Raw genomic sequence first — 19,482 nt, forward strand, 5'->3', positions numbered from 1 at the left:
CAACAACTCTAGTCCAGCAACGAAGAATAAGTCTCTAATCCCAGGCCAGGATTAGCTTTCACAATTGCCACAACGATTGCTTGTTCCACGGCTTCGGCCGCAGCCTGACACAGCGCTGCCATGGTTAGGGTGTCGACGCCCCGCGTTGCGGTATCTGACGCCGTCGACAGTGCAAAGAGCGTATCCCCGTCCAGCGGCGAGTGCGCCGGGTGAATCGCGCGTGCGATTCCATCGTGCCCTGTCAGCGCCAAGCGCTTGGCCTGGGCCTTGGTCAGTGGGGCGTCGCAAAGCACAGCTCCGATGGTGGTGTTGAGCTTGGACTCCGCCGGGTGACGCAGCACCGCGAAACGCTCCAGGTTCACTGCCTGCTCATCTGGGGCGCCGAACAGACGGCCCGTGCGCGGGTCCACGACGCTACCGACCGGATTGGCCACCACCACGGCACCCACAGCGAAGGTCCCCTGCGGGGTTTCCACTGGCAGCTCGGCCAAGCCAAAGCCGCCGCGCATCTTTCCGGCGGTTGCGCCCACTCCCGCGCCCACGGTTCCGGTTGACGCATCATGCTTGGCGACGGCGCGCTTTACCGCCTCCGCGCCATCTTCAGCGGTGGGGCGCTCGTCACCCAGTAGCAAATCAAAGATGACCGCGCCGGGCACGATGGGAACGCGCGGACCTGGCTTGCCCTCGCCAAGGACCGGGAAACCAATTCCCTGGGATTCCAGCTCGCGCATAACGCCGTCAGCAGCAGCCAAGCCAAAGGCCGAGCCGCCCGCCAACGTGATGGCATGGACGCGCTCGACGGTATTGTGTGGTTCCAGCAGATCCGTCTCGCGGGTGCCTGGTCCGCCGCCACGCACATCGATGCTAGCGACCGCGCCTTGCGAGCCACAGTACAGAACCGTCACGCCCGTGTTGTTGTGGCTGACGTGGCCAATCGACACTCCGGTGGGACCAAAGAGGCCGGACGTTGTGGCAGGCGATGGTACGTCAGACACTGTCTATCCCATCAACACTTGGAGAAGGGAATCCTGGCAATAAGCCAGCCATTCCACCAATGTGTCGCGGTCATCCTGCATCGACTCCTCGGGGACGTCACCGGCGGCAACGAAAAGGCGCAGATCATTGAGACCAATCAGGAACGCATGCGCTTCCTCTTCGGAGATCGTGACCTCTACCCCACCGGTTGGGCCGAGTGCGGCGTTGATGACCTGCAGGTTCTGTAGCTTCGCACGGGCGATGTCATTCTCGTGCAAGGAACGCAGCAGCGAATTATCGCCGTCGTATTCTTCGTCCCCAGGTTTTTCAAAGTCTGGGAACAGGCGCGCCAGGGAAGGATCCTCTGGAGCTTCTGTGTGGCCGGTGGGCATGTCCAGCATTTGTGCCAGTTCGTCCTTGGGGGCGGACTGTGCACGGGCGATGATTGCTTCCGAGACGGTGGCCGTGAGATCACCTAAAACCTCGCGCTCCATGGGCTCCAAGACGGTGGTGAACTTGGCCGCACGCATGAGCGACTTCTTCTTTTTCCAAGCCTGCATTAGCTGTAGTTACTCCCTTAGCCCGCCTGCTGCATCGTGGCCCAAAGGCCAGCGATCTGGAGCTTTTTGACGTCGGCTTCTACTTTGTCACGCTCGCCCGTGGACACCGCGGCTTTACCCTCGGTGTGGACTTGCATCATCAGCTCATTGGCGCGTTTTTTGTCATAGCCCAGAACCGTCTGAAAGACGTAGGAAACATAGCTCATCAGGTTGACTGGATCATCCCAAACGATGCACATCCAAGGCAGGTTTTCGCTGGATGCAACATCGACCTCAATGGCCTCATCCAGTTCAGGAGTAGCCATCGGTGACCCGAGGCGGACTCCACCGCCTGGCAGGGCAACTAATTGGGCAAAGTGCGGATTCATGCCCTCTACCCTAACCAATTTTCGCCCCCGACACTGAAAATTCACGATAGACTGACGGGGATTCTCACTGTATTTCATGTTTCCCCGAGCTTCAGGAATACCCAACGATGAACCTCTCCTCAATTCCACCCGCATTCACGGCTATCCGGGAAGGCCGCATGCCTAGCCATGAAGAGATCGTGCACCTTGCACAAGGCGTGATCACCGTCGTGGCGCTTCTCGGCACAATCATCATGGCGGGCATCGGGTTAGGCACATCGAGCGCCCCTGGCGGTGGAGATCCGAGTGGTTCTTCTCAAGACTCGCCCGACAACCATTACGAGGTGCCTTCTCCAGAGATTCAGCTACAACTCGATGCAATTGCGATCGATATCAACGAGGCCCTCAATCAATGGCGCATAGATGCAGGGAGCGCACCACTTGCCCCGTGGATTGACCGCCAATCTGCAGCACGCAAGAAGGCAGAGTACAACGCAGCAACCGGGACAGAGAGCTTCACCAGTGAAAATGTCTCGATGGTCCAGCACCATCTACCCCTGAGCAAAGCCAGTGGTTACGCCTTCATCGAGGCGTGGCGCCAGTCGCCTGAACACGTCGCGGTTCTGCGCGATCCGCACGCTACTTTCGCTGCCGTGGGTACCGCCTACGCCAACGGCCAGGTGTACGTGGTCATTCAGCTGGAAAAATAGATCTACCTCTTTTGGGAGCAATAGCTGCAAGGCAATCACCCGCTAGGTACCATTTGCGATGTGACTAACATCTCCGAAACTATCCCTAGCCATCCTTCCACTACCGATCGCTCTACCGCGCTGCTGACTGATAAATACGAGCTAACCATGCTCCAAGCGGCGCTCAAGGACGGTTCTGCGCATCGTCAAGTGGCCTGCGAGGTCTTCGCACGCCGCCTCCCCAACGAGCGCCGTTATGGTGTGGTGGCTGGAACCGAGCGCGTGCTACGCGCAGTGCGTGACTTCCAATTCACCGCAAAACAACTAGCCCAGATGGATTTCTTGGATGAGCAGACTAAGGAATACCTGCGCAATTACCGTTTCTCTGGGCAGATTGATGGCTACCGTGAGGGCGAGATCTATTTCCCTAACTCCCCGCTTTTGACGGTGCGCGGTACTTTTGGCGAGTGCCTCATCCTGGAGACGGTCATCCTCTCCATCATGAACTCCGACTCCGCCGTGGCCTCCGCCGCATCCCGCATGGTGGTCGCTGCCGATGGCCGCCCGATCATTGAGATGGGCTCGCGCCGCACCCAAGAGTACGCTGTAGTAACCGCAGCTCGCGCCGCTTACCTCGCGGGCTTCCAGGCCACGTCGAACCTCGAGGCTGGCTACCGCTACGACATCCCAGTCTCCGGCACTGCCGCACACGCGTGGACCCTCGCACACGTCAACGAAGACGGCACCCCTAATGAGGAAGCAGCTTTCCGCACCCAGATTGAGACCCTCGGCGTAGAGACCACGCTTTTGGTCGATACCTACGACATCACCAAGGGCGTCGAGACCGCAGTAAAGGTGGCCGGCCCTGAGCTCGGCGGCGTGCGCATCGACTCCGGCGACCTCGGCCCTGTGACTCGCCGTGTGCGCAAGCAGCTCGACGAGCTAGGCAACCACAACACCAAGATCGTGGTCTCCTCCGACCTCGACGAGTTCGCCATCGCCGGACTACGAGGCGACCCAGTTGACGTGTACGGTGTCGGCACCTCCGTGGTCACCGGCTCCGGTGCCCCTACCGCGGGCATGGTCTACAAGGTCGTTGAGGTTGAGGGCCACCCGGTGGCGAAGCGTTCCTCCTCCAAGAAGTCCCAAGGCGGCGCCAAGCGCGCAATCCGTACCTACCGCTCCACGGGTGTTGCCGTGGAGGAGCTCGTGCTTCCATTCGGCGCCCCAGACCCAGAGACGGGCACTCTTAGCGCGCGCGAGATCACCGTCCCGCTGATGCGCGACGGCGAGATCGTCAAGGACCTGCCCACCCTGCAGGAATCCCGCGAGTACCGGGCCAAGGCAATCACCACCTTGCCGTGGGAAGGCCTCGCGCTGACCCGTGACGAGCCGGCAGTGCCAACCCGCATGGTGGGTTTTAAGCCCACCTCGCGTTAGTTGGTCACGAAAGTTACCTGGAAGAGCCTGGGCTTGCGGGCTTCCTGAAAGATTCTGCGGCTGCGCTAGACTCGACCGAGTGAGTGACGAGCCTTTAAACCAAAGCACTGAGACGCTTCTCGACGCCGCCGTTGAATCCCTCGGCGGCGCGCGCCGCGAGGGGCAGCTGAAAATGGCTAACGCCGTCACCAAGGCCCTGGAATCCGAGCGTCACTTAGCCGTCCAGGCCGGCACCGGTACTGGTAAGTCCCTTGCTTACTTGGTGCCCGCTATTCGTCACGCCCAAAACACCGGGCACACCGTCATCGTCTCGACAGCGACACTGGCACTGCAGCGTCAGCTGGTCGAGCGCGATTTGCCGCGGCTTGTCGACGCTCTCGAGCCCGTCATGGAGTCCAAGCCCACCTTCGCAATCATGAAGGGACGCTCCAACTACCTGTGCCTCAACAAAGTGGCACGCGCCGACGAGCTCGCTGAGGAACAAGGCGAACTGCTCGAAGAGCACGAAGTCTCACGTCTAGGCCGCCACATCAAGCGGCTCTACGACTGGGCTGATGAGACCGAGACTGGCGACCGCGACGATCTGGACCAAGGTGTTCCGGACTTGGCGTGGCGCCAGGTATCGGTAACTTCCGCGGAGTGTCTCGGTGCCACGCGTTGCCCTCACGGAGAGGAGTGCTTCGCCGAACTGGCTCGCCGCAAGGCCGCGGACGTCAACGTCGTGGTGACCAACCACGCGCTACTGGCAATCGACGCCGTCTCTGACGTCAACGTGCTTCCCGAGCACGAGGTAGTAATCGTGGACGAGGCCCACGAGCTCGATGGCCGAATCACATCGGTGTCCACCGCAGAGATCACCGCCCGCGCCATCAAGATGGCTGCCAACCGTGCCAAGAGCCTGGGCGCGAACGGCAAAGACCAGCGCTTGGCGGAACTCGCCGATGAATTCACCATCCTCCTCAGCGAATTCGGGCCTGGCCGCTGGACAGACATGCCGGACAACGCCAAGTCTCAGCTCACTGCCTTAGGCGACACCCTGCGCGAATGCCGCGAGGCAATTGCCCGGACGCCCGAAGGCGAGCAGGCCAATGATCCGGAGAAGTTTGCTGAGCGCCAGAACTTGGCCAACCACCTCGCCACCATGGCCGAGGCCGTAGCCCGCATCCTTGACGTCTTTGCCACCGGGGACCCCTCGGCCCACGAAGACGTGGTTTGGCTCGAGCGCGACGAACGCAGCTTCACCGACACCCTTGCCGTGGCACCGCTTTCCATCGCCGGCATGTTGCACGAGAAGCTCTTCGGCGAACAGACCGTGGTGCTTACCTCCGCGACCTTGGCGCTCGGCGGGCGCTTCGATGCTATGGCCGCGCAGTGGGGCATGCCGAAGGGAACCTGGGACTCACTCGACGTGGGTTATCCTTTCGATCCTGCTAAGAAGGGCATTCTCTACGTGGCCAAGCATCTGCCACAGCCCGGCCGCGATGGCCTTGCACCGGAGACCATCGAGGAGATGCGCGAGCTCATCATGGCCGCCGGCGGGCGCACGCTAGGGTTGTTCTCCTCGCGTCGTGCTGCCGAGCAGGCTGCGCTAGAGCTCAAACCAAAGCTGCCTTTCGACGTCTTCGTCCAAGGCGAGGACTCAATCGGCGCGCTGGTGGAGCGTTTCTCTAAGAACGAGAATTCTTGCCTCTTTGGCACCCTCACCTTGTGGCAGGGCGTCGACGTGCCCGGCCCCGCCTGCTCTTTGGTCCTCATCGACCGAATCCCGTTTCCCCGCCCGGACAATCCCCTCATGCAGGCGCGCACCGAAGCCGCCCAGGCCGCTGGACGCAACGGCTTCATGGAGGTCTCCGCAACCCATGCGGCACTCCTCATGGCACAGGGGGCTGGGCGATTGCTGCGTTCAGTTACTGATCGTGGCGTCGTCGCAGTCCTCGATAACCGCCTCGAAACCAAACGCTACGGTGGGTTCCTCAAGGCATCGATGCCGCAGTTCTGGCAGACCACCGACTCCACGGTGGTCCAGGGGGCATTGCAGCGCCTCGTTACGGACCGCTAGCTCAGCGGCGCGCGCAACGCGCAGACCGTAGCTGAGTCGGGCGCAACTTCGGTGAATCCGGCGTCACGCACCACGACTGCCCCAGGCGCTGCGCACGCACGGAGGAAGCCCTCAGAGTCGATCTCGCGCACAGACAGCACGAAGTCGCGTGCTGCCCATCGCTTAACTTCCTCGAAGCTCATCTTCGCAGCCAACAACATGGAGCCGTGGCCCACCTGGGCCGCGGCTTTTCCTGCGCTCATCTCAAGGCTCGAATCGACGTAGATTACCGGAGCGTCGCCAAGCGGGGCTCCTGGCTCATCCTTTTCCAGATCGGTGTGCCCGATCTGGAGCTTGCGCACGAGCGGATCTACCTCGGAGACCGCCGATGGTACGAAGGCGCGGGCGATATTATCTACGGTGACACCGGGGACCGTTTGAACGTCCGTCCATGCCTTGTTACGCGCGCGACGCGCTACCTTGCGGATACGATGGCCGTACCACTGGCCCAGGGCCGCAGCAAAGGCTGAGTCCTGGCCGGCGCGGTCGTCTAAGCACAGCGCCACGACGGCACGCGCGGCGGACTCTAGGACCACCGAGCGTGCAGGCGTATCCTCCTTCGGCAGGTTCAGCGCCAGCTGCATGGCCTGGATGGTCTCAGGGCGATCGGGATCCTCAGGGTCTTCTCGCCAGCTCCGATCATCGCAAGCTCGCACCAGCCGCTCGTGGGCTACCCGCAGTAACTCGGGGTCACTCACTGACGACCTCCTCAGCTGGGATTCCGAGAATCTGCAGGATTTCATCCATGTATGGATGGCTGACTGACGCATCCGCGACCTCGCGCAGCGCTGGCTTTGCGTTGAAGGCAATTCCCAAGCCAGCGGCACTAATCATGTCGATATCGTTAGCGCCATCGCCCACCGCAACGGTCTGACTCATGCGCAAACCTGAGTCTGCAGCGAACTCGCGCAAGAACTCCTCTTTGGCCTTGCGGTCAACGACCTTGCCTATGACGCGGCCGGTGAGCTTGCCGTCGACGATCTCGAGCGTGTTGGCACGGACGTAATCCAACTGCAGGTCCGCTGCCAAGTCTTCAAGCACTTGGATGAAGCCGCCAGAGACGACCGCCGTGCGGTATCCCATGCGGTTGAGAGTGCGCACTGTGGTGCGAGCACCCGGCGTAAGCTGAATTTGCGCGGCCACCTCGTCGATGACGCTAGCGTCCAACCCAGCCAAAGTGGCAACACGTTCACGAAGAGATTCTTCAAAGTCGAGCTCGCCGCGCATGGCACGCTCGGTTACGGCAGCGACCTCTGCTTCCTTACCCGCGTGTGCGGCAAGCATCTCGATGACCTCGCCGGTGATAAGGGTGGAGTCGCAGTCAAAGCAAACGAGACGCTTAGCGCGGCGCTGAAGGCCGGCACGCTCAATTGCGATGTCGACGCCGAGTTCCTTCGATAGCTGCGCCAGCGCGGAACGCACGGGGTCCCCAGAGCCCTGCAGACTGATAAAGAGCTCGAAACCCATCAGCGGATAGGTAGACAAGCCGCGGATGCGATCAATGTTGGCGTCGAAGTTTGCTAGCTCCTGTGCGACTGCCGACATCGTGCGCGCTGTGACGCTTTCCCCCAGGATGACAACCGAGTGGGTCGAACGCGCGCGGGAAGTCGTTTCATCCGCTTTGATATCGAGACTGATGACTTGGTTGTAGATGCTCAGGGTATTGCGCAGTCCCTGCTCTAGTTGCTCTAGACGCGCGCTATCGAGGCGCACGTAAGCTGCGAGCGAAATGCGGCCAGAGAAGATCGCTTGTTCGACGTCGACCAGTTCGATGTTGTGCGACGACAGCACTCGAAAGAATGCCGCAGACACGCCCGGCTTATCTGGCCCCGAGGTCGTAATGACGGCAAAGGTATCCAGGTTGGTGGCTGGTTCAGGAGCCTGTGCGTGCGTGACATTGTTTTCAGTTTGGTTTTCCACGTGCACAGTATCGCACGTCAAGACATATTTTTGGAAAGAATTGGGGCTATTCGGCCTGTTCTGTTACTCAACTAAGCCCACTTGTTCGGGAGAGATCACAAAACCGCCTCCCCAGTGCACCGCGTGGTGCTTTTGGGGAGGCGGTTTGCCAGGAGTTAGGTGTCTCAGCCTATAGCTTTAGTGAGCACCGGAATCCTTTGTAGTGTGGCCGTAGTGTGCTTCCTCGCGCATGCGCTTAACCATGTGTGGGTAGTGCAGCTCGAATGCCGGACGCTCAGAACGGATGCGCGGCAGGGAAACGAAGTTGTGGCGTGGCGGCGGGCAGGAGGTAGCCCACTCGAGGGAGTTACCGTAGCCCCATGGGTCGTCGACGGTGACGATCTCGCCGTAGCGCCAAGACTTGAAGACGTTCCAAACCAGCGGGATAACGGAAGCACCGAGAACGAAGGAGAAGATCGTGGAGATCTGGTTGTAAACGGTGAAGCCGTCGGACTCAAGGTAGTCAGCGTATCGACGTGGCATACCCATGTTGCCCACCCAGTGCTGGACCAGGAAGGTGCCGTGGAAGCCGATGAAGGTCAGCCAGAAGTGAATCTTGCCAAGACGCTCGTCGAGCATACGGCCGGTCATCTTCGGGAACCAGAAGTAGAGGCCTGCGAAAGCGGAGAACACAACCGTACCGAACAGGGTGTAGTGGAAGTGAGCAATCAGGAAGTAGGACTCTGCCAAGTGGAAGTCAAGTGCCGGGGAAGCGAGCATAACGCCGGTCATGCCGCCGAAGAGGAAGGTGGACAGGAAACCCATTGCCCAAATCATCGGGGTATCCCAGGTGATGTGGCCCTTCCACATGGTGCCAACCCAGTTGAAGAACTTAACGCCGGTAGGAACGGCGATGAGGAAGGTCATAAAGGAGAAGAACGGCAGCAGGACAGCGCCGGTAACGAACATGTGGTGTGCCCACACAGCCATGGACAGGGAGCCGATAGCCAGAACCGCGAAGACCAAGCCGATGTAGCCAAAGACTGGCTTACGGGAGAAGACCGGAATGACCTCAGAAATAACGCCGAAGAATGGCAGTGCCAGGACGTAAACCTCAGGGTGGCCAAAGAACCAGAAGAGGTGTTGCCACAGGATCGCGCCGCCGTTGCCGGAGTCGTAAATGTGGCCGCCAAGCTTACGGTCGTAGAGCACACCAAGTGCACCTGCGGTCAGCAGCGGGAAGATCATCAGGGCGATGACGGAAGCGGTGAAGATACACCAGGTGAATACCGGCAGACGGAACATGGTCATACCTGGCGCACGCAGGGTGAGGATGGTGGTGATCATGTTGACTGCGGAAGCAATGGTACCGACACCGGTTGCACCGACGCCGACGATCCACATGTCAGCACCGATACCCGGGGTGTGGACAGAGTCAGCGAGCGGGACGTACATGGTCCAACCGAAGTCAGCAGCACCACCTGGGGTGGCGAAACCGAGCAGCATGACGATACCGCCGGTCAGGGTGATCCAGAAGCCGAATGCGTTCAAACGCGGGAAGGCCACGTCAGGTGCACCAATCTGGAGCGGCAGGATGTAGTTAGCGAAGCCCCAGACAACCGGGGTAGCAAACAGCAGCAGCATCACGGTGCCGTGCATGGTAAACAGCTGGTTGAACTGCTCGTTGGACAGGAACTGCAGACCCGGGCTGAAGAGCTCAGCACGAATCAGCAGGGCCATGAAGCCACCGAGGAAGAAGAAGCTGAAGGACATGATCAAGTACATGATGCCCAGCTGCTTGTGGTCGGTGGTGGTGAGCATTACCCAAGCCTTAGAGCCGGTCTTGGCATTGCCAGTCGGCTCTGGACGAGTTGGCGCGACGTAATCGTCGAGCCTTGGCGCCACAGCGGTCATTTAATTCCTCCTGAAGAACAAGTGTTATGCACGCCAGCTCCGGTTAAATGGACCTGTCGGCACAACACCTAGGTTTACTCGACTTATATTAGGGGACTCACCTGTGAAATTTCCAGCTTTCCCCAATGCCCATCAAAGCTAGTTAACCCCGTTTTTTAGGCACCCCAACTAAAGAACCCCCAGCACGCGGGCTGCGTTTCTGCAATAAGCTCAAAAACTCACCTCAAAGCACGTGATCCTCGCCACAAGTTTTATTCGGACCTTTGAGCCAGAAGGAGAAAACACACCCCCTAAGGTAATCATCCTTAAGGTTGATTCGCGGGCGGCGCCGCGAGTCCCTCCCGCTCGCCTAATTCACCTGTTATAGGTGCGCCCAATGGGATTTCCGCATAAAAGAGAATACTTCAGTGAACTATTCCACCTTTTATTCAGTATTTTATTCACCCGAAAACCAAAGAAGTGGACGGCTCATAAAGCCGTCCACTTCCCTTTGAGGTTCCTAGTTCTTAGAAATCCCAGTCATCGTCAGTGGTGTCCTCAGCCTTGCCAATGACATAGGAGGAACCGGAGCCAGAGAAGAAGTCGTGGTTCTCATCCGCATTCGGCGACAGGGAAGACAGGATGGCCGGGGAAACGCGGGTCTCGTCAGCCGGGAACAGCCCCTCAAAGCCGAGGTTGTTCAGCGCCTTATTGGCGTTGTATCGCAGGAAGCGCTTTACATCCTCGGTCCAGCCGAGCTCGTCGTAGAGATCCTCGGTGTAATCAATCTCGTTGTCGTAGAGCTCGTAGAGAAGATCAAAGGTGTATCCCTTAATTTCCTCCTGCTTCTCAGCCGGCAGCTCGTTGTAACCATTCTGGAACTTGTAGCCAATGTAGTAACCGTGCACTGCCTCGTCACGGATGATAAGGCGGATGATGTCCGCGGTATTGGTCAGCTTCGCACGGGAAGAGAAATACATCGGCAGGTAGAACCCGGAGTAGAAAAGGAAGGACTCCAGCAGCGTGGAGGCGACCTTCTTCTTCAGCGGGTCTGCACCCTTGTAGTAAGACATTACGATCTTTGCCTTGCGCTGAAGATTCTCATTCTCTTCAGACCAACGGAAAGCATCATTGATCATTGGCGTGGAGGCCAGTGTCATGAAGATGTTGGAGTAAGACTTCGCATGCACAGACTCCATGAAGGCGATATTTGTATAGACCGCCTCTTCATGCGGGGTCTTGGCGTCAGGCAGCAAGGAAACCGCACCGACGGTTCCCTGGATAGTGTCCAGGAGGGTCAGCCCAGCAAAAACGCGCATAGTGGTCTGCTGCTCATGCTCGGTAAGCGTCTTCCAGCTCTGCAGATCATTGGACACTGGGACCTTTTCAGGCAACCAGAAATTACCGGTGAGGCGGTCCCACACCTCAGAATCTTTGTCATCCGGAACAGTGTTCCAGTTGATGGCTTTCACTGGCTCCGCATGGCTTGCGATGTACTCGTCATACTCGTGAGACAAGGGGCTTCCACCTCTTTATTTAAATGGACTCTAACTTGCTCAATCGTACTCAATCGACGGTCTAAACGCATTGCCACTGGTAGCCGTATCAACGCTCCATAAAGCAGCAATTGAGCAGATCTGCACCGCGCCTCGGCAGCCATTTCGACCCATTCCACAGAAGAAGGCTTCCTAACCCCCAGAATAAGCGGTAAATTGAACGCAATTCAATAGTTTTACAGCTCTTACGGGTAGTTAACATTGGCATCCCTTAGGATGTATTTACGTTTCATGGAAGGGGTGCCAATTCAAGGCCATTCTTTTCTTGATATGGATTTCGCATTCAATTGCCGGTAAGCGCTTTTAGTTTTCAAATTCTGCACAAGGAGGCCCCCTACCGTGGCTAATTCCAGCGAGTCTCCAGTTCCTCTGCTCACCGCCGTGCTCGATCAAATAGGGGCCGAAATTGTTAGCGGAACTATCGAAACCGGACAACGGTTTACCCTGCAAGATATCTGCGCGCGTTTCGACATTTCCCGTACCGTCGCCCGAGAGGCTATGCGTGCACTCGAGCAACTGCGCATGGTGTCTTCATCTCGCCGAGTTGGAATCACTGTGTTGCCGTTAAGTGAATGGGCCGTCTTCGATCAATCCATCATTAATTGGCGTCTAGCCTGCGAAAAAGGCCGACAAGAGCAGCTAGATTCCCTCAATCAACTGCGCCTTGCCATCGAGCCTATTGCCGCTCGTATGGCAGCTACCCGTGCCTCAGAGGCCGAGAAGCAAGAGATCGTGGAACTGGCAGATCGCCTCCACGAACTTGAGATCAACCCTTCCCGCCGAGTTGGCGAAGAGCTTGCGACGGACCTGCGTTTCCACAGCATGGTTCTATATGCTTCAGGAAACGAGATGTTCGCCGCTTTGACGCCTTCCCTTCTGTCGATGCTCAAGGGCAAGTCCGTCTTCGGCTCTGAAAAGCGAAACCCAATCGCCGGTACCTCCGATCTGCACCAGGACTTGGCGCACGCGATCCAGAATTCCCGCCCTGACGATGCCGAGCGAATTGCTCGTTCCATCCTCGACGAAGCACGCGCTAGCGTCGACGAGAACGCGTAAAGTCCATAGTTTCGCCGCAAAAGTCTCAACAAGACCAAATCACGCCCCCAGCCACTCACGGTGGTTGGGGGCGTGATTCGTTTGCTGATTAGACGCTGCCGATTTCTAGAGCATGCAGGAGACGCAGCCCTCGATCTCGGTACCTTCCAGTGCCATCTGGCGCAGGCGGATGTAATACAGGGTCTTAATCCCCTTTCGCCATGCGTAGATCTGCGCCTTGTTGATGTCACGCGTGGTGGCGGTGTCCTTGAAGAACAAGGTCAGGGACAGGCCTTGGTCCACGTACTTGGTGGCTTCAGCGTAGGTGTCGATGATCTTCTCGTAGCCAATCTCGTAGGAGTCCTTGAAGTATTCGAGATTGTCGTTATCCATGTGCGGCGCCGGGTAGTAGACGCGGCCGATCTTGCCTTCCTTACGAATCTCAATCTTCGAAGCGATCGGGTGGATCGAGGAGGTCGAGTTGTTGATGTAGGAAATCGAGCCCGTTGGCGGCACTGCCTGCAGGTTACGGTTGTAGAGGCCATGCTTGGCGACGTCCGCCTTCAGCGCCGCCCAGTCCTCAGCGGTTGGGGTGTGGATGGAGGAGGCGTCGAAAAGCTCCTGCACACGTGCGGTACGTGGCTTGAACTCTTCTGGATCGTAGCGGTCGAAGAACTCGCCAGATGCGTACTCAGACTGTGGGAACTCGGAGAAGTACTCCCCGCGTTCGCGAGCGATCTTGTTGGAAGCACGCAGCGCTGCGTACATGATTGCCGCGAAGTAGGCGTTGGTGAAGTCCAAGCCTTCCTCAGAGCCGTACTCGATGTGCTCGCGGCCCAAGTATCCATGCAGATTCATCTGGCCAAGGCCGATGGCGTGGGAGTCATCGTTACCCTTACGCACGGAAGGCACGGAGTTGATGGCGGTCTTATCTGCCACGGCGGTCAAGCCACGGATAGCAGTCTCAACGGTCAAGCCAAAGTCCGGCGAGTCCATGGTCATCGCGATGTTGAGCGAGCCTAGGTTGCAGGAGATATCGGAACCCATGGTTTCGTAGCTCAGGTCATCGGCGAACACGGACGGAGAGTTAACCTGGAGGATCTCCGAGCACAGGTTGGACATGTTAATCCAGCCGGTCTTGACCGGGTTGGCCTTGTTCACGGTGTCCTCGAACATGATGTACGGGTAGCCGGACTCGAACTGCAGCTCAGCAACGGTCTGGAAGAAGTGACGGGCGTTGATCTTCTTCTTGCGGATGCGTGGATCCTCGACCATCTCTTCGTAATGCTCCGTGATGGAGATGTCAGCGAAGGCCTTGCCGTAAACGCGCTCGACGTCATATGGCGAGAACAGGTACATATCGTCGTTCTTCTTGGCCAGCTCGAAGGTGATATCTGGGATAACGACGCCGAGAGACAGGGTCTTGATGCGAATCTTCTCGTCAGCGTTCTCGCGCTTGGTATCGAGGAAGTTCATGATGTCTGGGTGGTGGGCGTTCAAGTAGACCGCACCTGCCCCCTGGCGAGCACCCAGCTGGTTAGCGTAGGAGAAGGAATCCTCCAGAAGCTTCATGACCGGGATGACGCCGGAGGACTGGTTCTCGATGTGCTTAATCGGCGCACCGGACTCGCGGATATTCGACAGCAGCAGGGCAACGCCGCCACCGCGCTTGGACAGCTGCAGAGCGGAGTTGATGGAACGGCCGATGGACTCCATGTTGTCCTCGATGCGCAGCAGGAAGCAGGAAACCAGCTCGCCGCGCTGGGCCTTGCCGGCGTTGAGGAAGGTTGGGGTGGCCGGCTGGAAACGGCCAGTCATGATTTCATCAACCAAGTGCTCAGCCACGGTGGTGTCACCGTCTGCCAAGAACAAAGCAGTCATGGAGACACGATCCTCGAAGCGCTCCAGGTAACGGCGGCCGTCGAAGGTCTTCAGCGTGTAGGAGGTGTAGTACTTGTACGCGCCAAGGAAGGACTTGAAACGGAACTTGTAGGAGTAGGCGCGCTTAAACAGGGACTTGATGAAGTCAAAGTCATACTGCTCGAGCAGCTCCGGCTCGTAGTACTTGTTTTCCACCAGGTAACGCATCTTCTCTTCCAAGTCGTGGAAGTAGACCGTGTTCTGGTTGACGTGTTGCAGGAAGAACTGGTTCGCAGCCTCGCGATCCTTGTCGAACTGAATCTTTCCATTCTCGTCATAGAGATTGAGCAATGCATTCAGCGCGTGGTAATCCAGCTGTTCTTCTGGCTTTACTGGTTCGGCTACGGTCTTGCCCAATTGCGTGGTCACGGCTGATGGAGCCTTTCTCTTGAGGTGTGAAACAGCGCCGCAGCGCTGCTGGAGAAAATGGTGGAGAAAATATGTAAGGTAACTGGCCCGAGCCGTCTTGGCTCGATTCACAGTTACCTATTGTTCAAGGTTTAGGCCGCGGCGTCCAGCCCGAGGGCTGCCGCCTGGGAGATGAGGCCTTCCCTGCAGATCTTTACGTCTTCATCTGAGCCCATCAGCTCGAAGCGATAGACGTAAGGGACCTTGCACTTTGCGGAGATGACATCCCCCGCCTTACCGAAGTCTGCGCCAAAGTTACTGTTGCCGCCAGAAATGACGGCTCGAATCAAACCGCGGTTGTGCTCATTATTTAGGAATCGAATTACTTGCTTAGGTACCGGGCGCGAATTCTCGTGGCTAATGGAAGCGCCTCCACCGTACGTGGGGCAAACGAGGACGTAGGGCTCGTTCACGATAAGCGGCTCGTCATTCTTATACAAAGGAATGCGAGCGCTTGGCAGACCCAGTTTGTCTACAAAGCGGCGGGTATTTTCCGTCGCTGAGGAAAAATACACGACCAGCATTGCTTAACTCCTAGCGCAGCTGGTGCTTAGGCAGAAGCAGCGACGGTAGCCAGGGCCTTGATGCGCTCTGGACGGAAACCGGACCAGTGCTCACCGTTAGCCTCAACCACTGGAGCCTGGACGTATCCGAGAGCCATCACGTAGTCACGAGCCTCCTCGTCGAGGGTAACGTCCACGGAGGTGTACTCGAGACCTGCACGGTCGAGAGCCTTCTTGGTTGCGTTGCACTGGACGCAGGCTGGCTTGGTGTAGAGGGTGATGCTCATTTGGGAAGTCCTTTGACGCGATTTTCAGGTATGCAGTGTGCTGGGATTCCGGCCGAGCAGGTGCGCTTATCGCGCTCCCCTAAGCCCTCCGGAGCAACATCAACGACACTATACTTTGTGCCCAAAAGCCGCAAACGGCACTACATGTAGTAGTTACATGCCTGATATTCCCAGGATGCAACCCGGCCACACCCCACATGTTGACCCGAGGGTCGATCAGCCCTGTAACTACACCGATGAGATTTCCTGCAGGTTTACCTGGCCGTAACCTAAAACTATGACCAAGAACACAATTAGCCCCTAAATTTTAACCCATGATTCACTCCAGCCACTCACGTACCACCTGCACCGCTTGCCGCCGGTGCCCCAGGAAGGCGTCGCCAAGCACAGTGCTCAAACGCCGCCCACACGCCGCCCACACGCCGCCCAAACGCCGCCCAAACGTAGCCCAACGCAAAAAGACGCCTCCCATCGAGACCGAAGTCCCGGGGAGGCGTCTGGAAGGTAAATCCTTTTACTCTTAGCCCTGGCGAGCCTTGAAGCGCGGATCCTTCTTGTTGATCACGAAGACCTTACCGTGGCGGCGAATAACCTGGGCGCCCGGCTTCTTCTTCAGCGACCGAAGCGACTTGCGAACCTTCATCGGGCGCTCCTTTCGTTATGCGCAAACATCATGCGGTTGAATAATTAAAGCGTGACCGAGATGATGCTCGGCCATGACACGAGGGAAAATATTACCCCACGCGCGCGCCATAACCAAAACACTGATTAATTAGCGTATCGCTCTTGCATCTCATCGCCCACATCCTCGAGGCTGCGCCCCATCGTTTCCGGGATGAGCAGCTTGGTGTAGGCAATAGCCAAGATGCCAAGAAAACCGAAGACCATGAAAGCAACCGGGCCAGTCAACCAGTCCACCATTGGCAGGAAGAACTGCGCCACCGCCCAGTTAGTCACCCACAGGGACAGGCCCGCGATGCCCATGCCAATGCCGCGCACCTCAACGGGTACGAGTTCCGAGATGAGCAGCCAGGTCGTTGGCGAGACCGCAGCTTGTTGGAAAGCAATGAATAGCGCCATGAACGCCAGCGAAACCAAAGCCATCGTGGTAGAGCCTTCGGCGAAGCGATAGGCGATAGAGAGCACCAACAAGGAAACCACATTGCCGATGAGGCCGATCATGAGCAGGCGCTTGCGCCCGATGCGGTCCACAGCCTTGAGCCCGAACCAGCAGGCAATGACGGAAACGGTGCCGATGAGGATCGAGGTGTAGACCGCGTTCGAGGTGGAAATACCCACCTGATTCATCATGGTCGGGGCAAAGTAGACAATCGCGTTTACACCCGTGATTTGCTGCGTGAGCCCCATGAGCATTGCGAGCAGGACGGTAACCTGGAGCCAACGCTCCCCTTTCAGGCGCTGCCACTCGCTACGCTTAACCGCTCCCCCAGCGGCTCCGCTATCCGCGGATCCACCCGTGCCGAGTTCCGTGCCGCGGATGCCCACGCGCGCAGCCAGCTTCCAGGCTTCATCGACTCTGCGTTTCTTCAGCAGCCACACCGGCGTATCGGGCAGGAAGAGCATGCCCACTGCCAGCAGCAGACCAGGGACTGCGGCAAGACCTAGCATCCAGCGCCAGGAGCCGGTTCCAGCCAGTGCGGAATTGACCAGGTAAGCCAGCAGCTGGCCCACCACGATCATCAAGGTATTAAGCGAGACCAAACGCCCGCGCACACGCGCCGGTGAGATTTCCGAAATGTACATCGGCGAGACAATAGATACCGCACCGACCGCCACGCCGAGAAACGCGCGCGCCAGGGCCAGCATAAATACGGAGTCGGCCAGGGCACACCAGATGGAGCCAAGGACAAAGACGCAGCCGCCGAGAATCAGCGTCTTGCGGCGGCCCAACGCATCTGCCACGCGGCCGGCAACGAGCGCACCGAAAGCCGCGCCCACGAGCAGCATGGAGGTAACCCAGCCTTCTTCGTGGGAATTCATGTCGAACTCGGGGCCAATAAACAGAAGAGCACCGGACATGACGCCGGTGTCGTAGCCAAAGAGCAAGCCACCGAGCGCGGCAACGATGGCAACGGCTTTGACGAAAGAATGATTTTTCACTCGTTTATCCTTACAGGCCGCTACCATGGGCGTCATGTCACAGACCGGAGCGCAACTGCAGCAAAACATCATAAAAAACCTGGGTACAAAGCCCTTGATCGATCCAGAACAAGAGGTGGAGTCACGCGTCGAATTTCTCGCAGACTACCTTCGCAAGACTGGCGCGAAGGGCTTCGTGCTGGGGATTTCTGGCGGCCAAGACTCCACTTTGGCCGGCCGCTTGGCACAGCTTGCTGTGGCGCGCGTGGAGGAAACTCAGTTCTGGGCTGTGCGCCTGCCGCACGGTGTGCAGGCCGACGAGGACGACGCCCAAATTGCGTTGGACTTCATCCAGCCGGATCACCGCCTTACGGTCAACATTGCCCCTGCGACCAAGGAGCTTGACGACGCCGTCGCCACTGCACTCGGCAACTCTGACAACGGCGAGTTCAACCTCGGCGACTTTAACCGCGGCAACGTCAAGGCTCGCGTGCGCATGACCGCGCAGTATGCCATCGCCGGCGAGGTCGGCGCACTCGTTCTCGGCAGCGACCATGCTGCAGAGAACATCACGGCGTTCTTCACCAAGTGGGGCGACGGTGCCGCCGACCTGCTCCCACTCGAGGGGCTCAACAAACGCCAGGGCGCACTGCTGCTCCAGCACTTGGGTGCTCCTGAGTCCACCTGGAAAAAGATCCCCACGGCTGACCTCGAAGAAGACCGCCCACAGTTAGCCGACGAAGAAGCACTCGGCGTCTCCTACACCCACATCGACGACTACCTCGAGGGCAAAGATGTTCCCGCGGCCGCACGCCAGCGCATCGAGGAACTCTGGTACCGCGGCGCACACAAGCGCATCATGCCGCCGGGCCCGCACACGCTGGCGCGCTAGCTCTCCCCCAGCGCTTCCAAAGTAGCCTGCGCTGCCGCACCCAATGGCCGGTAATACACCGGTCCGTGGGTGAGCGCGTGCACCGCCAGCGGATGCAGCTGATGCATCGGAATCCACGTCGCCACATCGTCCCCGGCACCGTAGCCGCGGAGGATGTCGTCGTAGAAGGGCGTTCCAAAAAGCTCCAGCATGGCTAGGTCGGTATACGGGTGACCGCCGTGCGCTGCCGAATCGATCATCACTGCACTATCTGCCGTGAACAGCACGTTTCCCGCCCACAAGTCGCCATGGATGCGGGCTGGGGACACGTCCCACTGCGTGCTACGGACGGCGTCGGCAGCCCGGCGCACTACGTCTGCGACGTCGCCTGGCAGATCCGTGCCCTCCACAAAGGGTAAAACGCGCTGCTCCACGTAGAACTCACCCCACTCGCTGGTGGGCGTGCAGTCCTGCTCGATTCGTCCGATGTAGTTCTTGCCTTCCCATCCCGCTGGCGGCGCACCAAATGCCGGGGCGCCTGCTTCATGGACCTCGCGCAGCGCCCTGCCGAACGCACGGGCAGCTTTCGCGGTTGGCGTCGCTTGCACAACACGCCGCGTGCTTATCGACGTCGCACTAACCCCCGTCACCTCTACCACCACGTCGGGGCGGGCTTCGGCCAGCCACCGCAGACCAGCGGCCTCGGCGCCAGCTTGGTCGGCGGTGCGCACTTTCTTGGTGTAAACATCCATGGCGCCCAGACTACCTAGGCCCAAAACCTGCATAACTGACAACGAAGCGCCCCACCAACGAGAAACTGACACCTTCGTTGGCAGATACGCAGATCCAATGCCAAAGCAGCGCGCCGAAACAGCACCTCTGCCGTGGGAAAACAAAAAAG

General features: G+C 58.6%; 18 protein-coding genes. 5 read left to right on the top strand and 13 right to left on the bottom strand.

What is annotated here, in order from left to right; translation table 11 throughout:
* Positions 1-8: 8 nt before the first annotated feature.
* The 3 genes from HMPREF0308_RS09600 to clpS are packed head-to-tail and all read right to left on the bottom strand — an operon-like array spanning position 9 to position 1,903.
* Positions 9-995, bottom strand: a complete 987-nt coding sequence (locus HMPREF0308_RS09600) for a P1 family peptidase (RefSeq protein WP_050765435.1) — start codon at positions 993-995, stop codon at positions 9-11.
* Positions 996-998: 3 nt separating this feature from the next.
* Entirely contained in the window at positions 999-1,535 is a 537-nt protein-coding gene (locus HMPREF0308_RS09605; RefSeq protein ID WP_005531083.1) for a DUF2017 domain-containing protein, read from the bottom strand.
* A gap of 17 nt (positions 1,536-1,552) precedes the next feature.
* Positions 1,553-1,903 carry an ATP-dependent Clp protease adapter ClpS gene (gene clpS / locus HMPREF0308_RS09610; RefSeq protein ID WP_083280983.1) on the bottom strand — a complete coding sequence of 117 codons (351 nt, stop codon included), beginning with the start codon at positions 1,901-1,903 and terminating at the stop codon, positions 1,553-1,555.
* A gap of 107 nt (positions 1,904-2,010) precedes the next feature.
* On the opposite strand from clpS, the gene HMPREF0308_RS09615 reads away from it, so the two are divergent.
* The 3 genes from HMPREF0308_RS09615 to HMPREF0308_RS09625 all read left to right on the top strand — a co-directional run bounded on the left by HMPREF0308_RS09615 (position 2,011) and on the right by HMPREF0308_RS09625 (position 6,070).
* A complete protein-coding gene (locus tag HMPREF0308_RS09615; RefSeq protein ID WP_005531086.1) occupies positions 2,011-2,592 on the top strand; it encodes a CAP domain-containing protein in 582 nt (193 codons plus the stop codon).
* A gap of 60 nt (positions 2,593-2,652) precedes the next feature.
* On the top strand, positions 2,653-4,011 hold the full coding sequence (locus HMPREF0308_RS09620; protein ID WP_370445672.1) for a nicotinate phosphoribosyltransferase: 1,359 nt from the start codon (positions 2,653-2,655) through the stop codon (positions 4,009-4,011).
* 79 nt (positions 4,012-4,090) lie between these two features.
* Entirely contained in the window at positions 4,091-6,070 is a 1,980-nt protein-coding gene (locus HMPREF0308_RS09625) for an ATP-dependent DNA helicase (RefSeq protein WP_005531088.1), read from the top strand.
* Here HMPREF0308_RS09625 and HMPREF0308_RS09630 read toward each other — a convergent pair.
* From HMPREF0308_RS09630 to nrdF, 4 genes are all read right to left on the bottom strand, one after another.
* Positions 6,067-6,807 (bottom strand): aminoacyl-tRNA hydrolase, encoded by a 741-nt coding sequence (locus HMPREF0308_RS09630; protein ID WP_005531089.1) that lies wholly within the window; start codon positions 6,805-6,807, stop codon positions 6,067-6,069. The genes HMPREF0308_RS09625 and HMPREF0308_RS09630 overlap by 4 nt on opposite strands.
* Complete coding sequence (serB, locus tag HMPREF0308_RS09635; RefSeq protein ID WP_034657429.1) at positions 6,800-7,969, bottom strand: phosphoserine phosphatase SerB; 1,170 nt, start codon at positions 7,967-7,969, stop codon at positions 6,800-6,802. Before serB ends, HMPREF0308_RS09630 begins: the two co-directional genes overlap by 8 nt.
* 237 nt (positions 7,970-8,206) lie before the next feature.
* Positions 8,207-9,922 (bottom strand): aa3-type cytochrome oxidase subunit I, encoded by a 1,716-nt coding sequence (ctaD, locus tag HMPREF0308_RS09640; RefSeq protein ID WP_005531096.1) that lies wholly within the window; start codon positions 9,920-9,922, stop codon positions 8,207-8,209.
* Positions 9,923-10,428: 506 nt separating this feature from the next.
* Positions 10,429-11,418, bottom strand: a complete 990-nt coding sequence (gene nrdF, locus HMPREF0308_RS09645) for a class 1b ribonucleoside-diphosphate reductase subunit beta (protein WP_005531098.1) — start codon at positions 11,416-11,418, stop codon at positions 10,429-10,431.
* Positions 11,419-11,796: 378 nt separating this feature from the next.
* On the opposite strand from nrdF, the gene HMPREF0308_RS09650 reads away from it, so the two are divergent.
* Positions 11,797-12,513, top strand: a complete 717-nt coding sequence (locus HMPREF0308_RS09650; RefSeq protein ID WP_034657391.1) for a FadR/GntR family transcriptional regulator — start codon at positions 11,797-11,799, stop codon at positions 12,511-12,513.
* 105 nt (positions 12,514-12,618) lie between these two features.
* On the opposite strand, the gene nrdE is transcribed toward HMPREF0308_RS09650, so the two are convergent.
* From nrdE to HMPREF0308_RS09675, 5 genes are all read right to left on the bottom strand, one after another.
* The gene (gene nrdE, locus HMPREF0308_RS09655; RefSeq protein ID WP_005531102.1) at positions 12,619-14,781 is read right to left on the bottom strand and encodes a class 1b ribonucleoside-diphosphate reductase subunit alpha; all 2,163 of its coding nucleotides are present in this window, start codon (positions 14,779-14,781) and stop codon (positions 12,619-12,621) included.
* A gap of 131 nt (positions 14,782-14,912) precedes the next feature.
* Entirely contained in the window at positions 14,913-15,344 is a 432-nt protein-coding gene (nrdI, locus tag HMPREF0308_RS09660; RefSeq protein ID WP_005531103.1) for a class Ib ribonucleoside-diphosphate reductase assembly flavoprotein NrdI, read from the bottom strand.
* Positions 15,345-15,370: 26 nt separating this feature from the next.
* Entirely contained in the window at positions 15,371-15,610 is a 240-nt protein-coding gene (gene nrdH / locus HMPREF0308_RS09665; protein WP_005531104.1) for a glutaredoxin-like protein NrdH, read from the bottom strand.
* A gap of 520 nt (positions 15,611-16,130) precedes the next feature.
* The gene (gene ykgO, locus HMPREF0308_RS09670) at positions 16,131-16,253 is read right to left on the bottom strand and encodes a type B 50S ribosomal protein L36 (protein WP_003847162.1); all 123 of its coding nucleotides are present in this window, start codon (positions 16,251-16,253) and stop codon (positions 16,131-16,133) included.
* Between the two features lie 125 nt (positions 16,254-16,378).
* Positions 16,379-17,758: a sugar porter family MFS transporter gene (locus HMPREF0308_RS09675; RefSeq protein ID WP_005531109.1), complete on the bottom strand. Its 1,380-nt coding sequence runs from the start codon at positions 17,756-17,758 to the stop codon at positions 16,379-16,381.
* On the opposite strand from HMPREF0308_RS09675, the gene nadE reads away from it, so the two are divergent.
* Positions 17,757-18,602 carry an ammonia-dependent NAD(+) synthetase gene (nadE, locus tag HMPREF0308_RS09680; RefSeq protein ID WP_005531110.1) on the top strand — a complete coding sequence of 282 codons (846 nt, stop codon included), beginning with the start codon at positions 17,757-17,759 and terminating at the stop codon, positions 18,600-18,602. The two genes, HMPREF0308_RS09675 and nadE, sit on opposite strands and share 2 nt — an antisense overlap.
* On the opposite strand, the gene HMPREF0308_RS09685 is transcribed toward nadE, so the two are convergent.
* A complete protein-coding gene (locus HMPREF0308_RS09685; protein WP_034657394.1) occupies positions 18,599-19,333 on the bottom strand; it encodes a fructosamine kinase family protein in 735 nt (244 codons plus the stop codon). The two genes, nadE and HMPREF0308_RS09685, sit on opposite strands and share 4 nt — an antisense overlap.
* Positions 19,334-19,482: the final 149 nt, after the last annotated feature.

Source organism: Corynebacterium striatum ATCC 6940, assembly GCF_000159135.1.
In the GTDB taxonomy this organism is placed as follows: domain Bacteria; phylum Actinomycetota; class Actinomycetes; order Mycobacteriales; family Mycobacteriaceae; genus Corynebacterium; species Corynebacterium striatum.

Coding starts and splice junctions, on each gene's coding strand:
- HMPREF0308_RS09605 (WP_005531083.1), bottom strand. CDS start 1,535: ATGCAGGCTTGGAAAAAGAAGAAGTCGCTCATGCGTGCGGCCAAGTTC.
- clpS (WP_083280983.1), bottom strand. CDS start 1,903: ATGAATCCGCACTTTGCCCAATTAGTTGCCCTGCCAGGCGGTGGAGTC.
- HMPREF0308_RS09615 (WP_005531086.1), top strand. CDS start 2,011: ATGAACCTCTCCTCAATTCCACCCGCATTCACGGCTATCCGGGAAGGC.
- ctaD (WP_005531096.1), bottom strand. CDS start 9,922: ATGACCGCTGTGGCGCCAAGGCTCGACGATTACGTCGCGCCAACTCGT.
- nrdI (WP_005531103.1), bottom strand. CDS start 15,344: ATGCTGGTCGTGTATTTTTCCTCAGCGACGGAAAATACCCGCCGCTTT.
- nrdH (WP_005531104.1), bottom strand. CDS start 15,610: ATGAGCATCACCCTCTACACCAAGCCAGCCTGCGTCCAGTGCAACGCA.
- ykgO (WP_003847162.1), bottom strand. CDS start 16,253: ATGAAGGTTCGCAAGTCGCTTCGGTCGCTGAAGAAGAAGCCGGGCGCC.
- nadE (WP_005531110.1), top strand. CDS start 17,757: ATGGGCGTCATGTCACAGACCGGAGCGCAACTGCAGCAAAACATCATA.
- HMPREF0308_RS09675 (WP_005531109.1), bottom strand. CDS start 17,758: ATGGTAGCGGCCTGTAAGGATAAACGAGTGAAAAATCATTCTTTCGTC.
- HMPREF0308_RS09685 (WP_034657394.1), bottom strand. CDS start 19,333: ATGGATGTTTACACCAAGAAAGTGCGCACCGCCGACCAAGCTGGCGCC.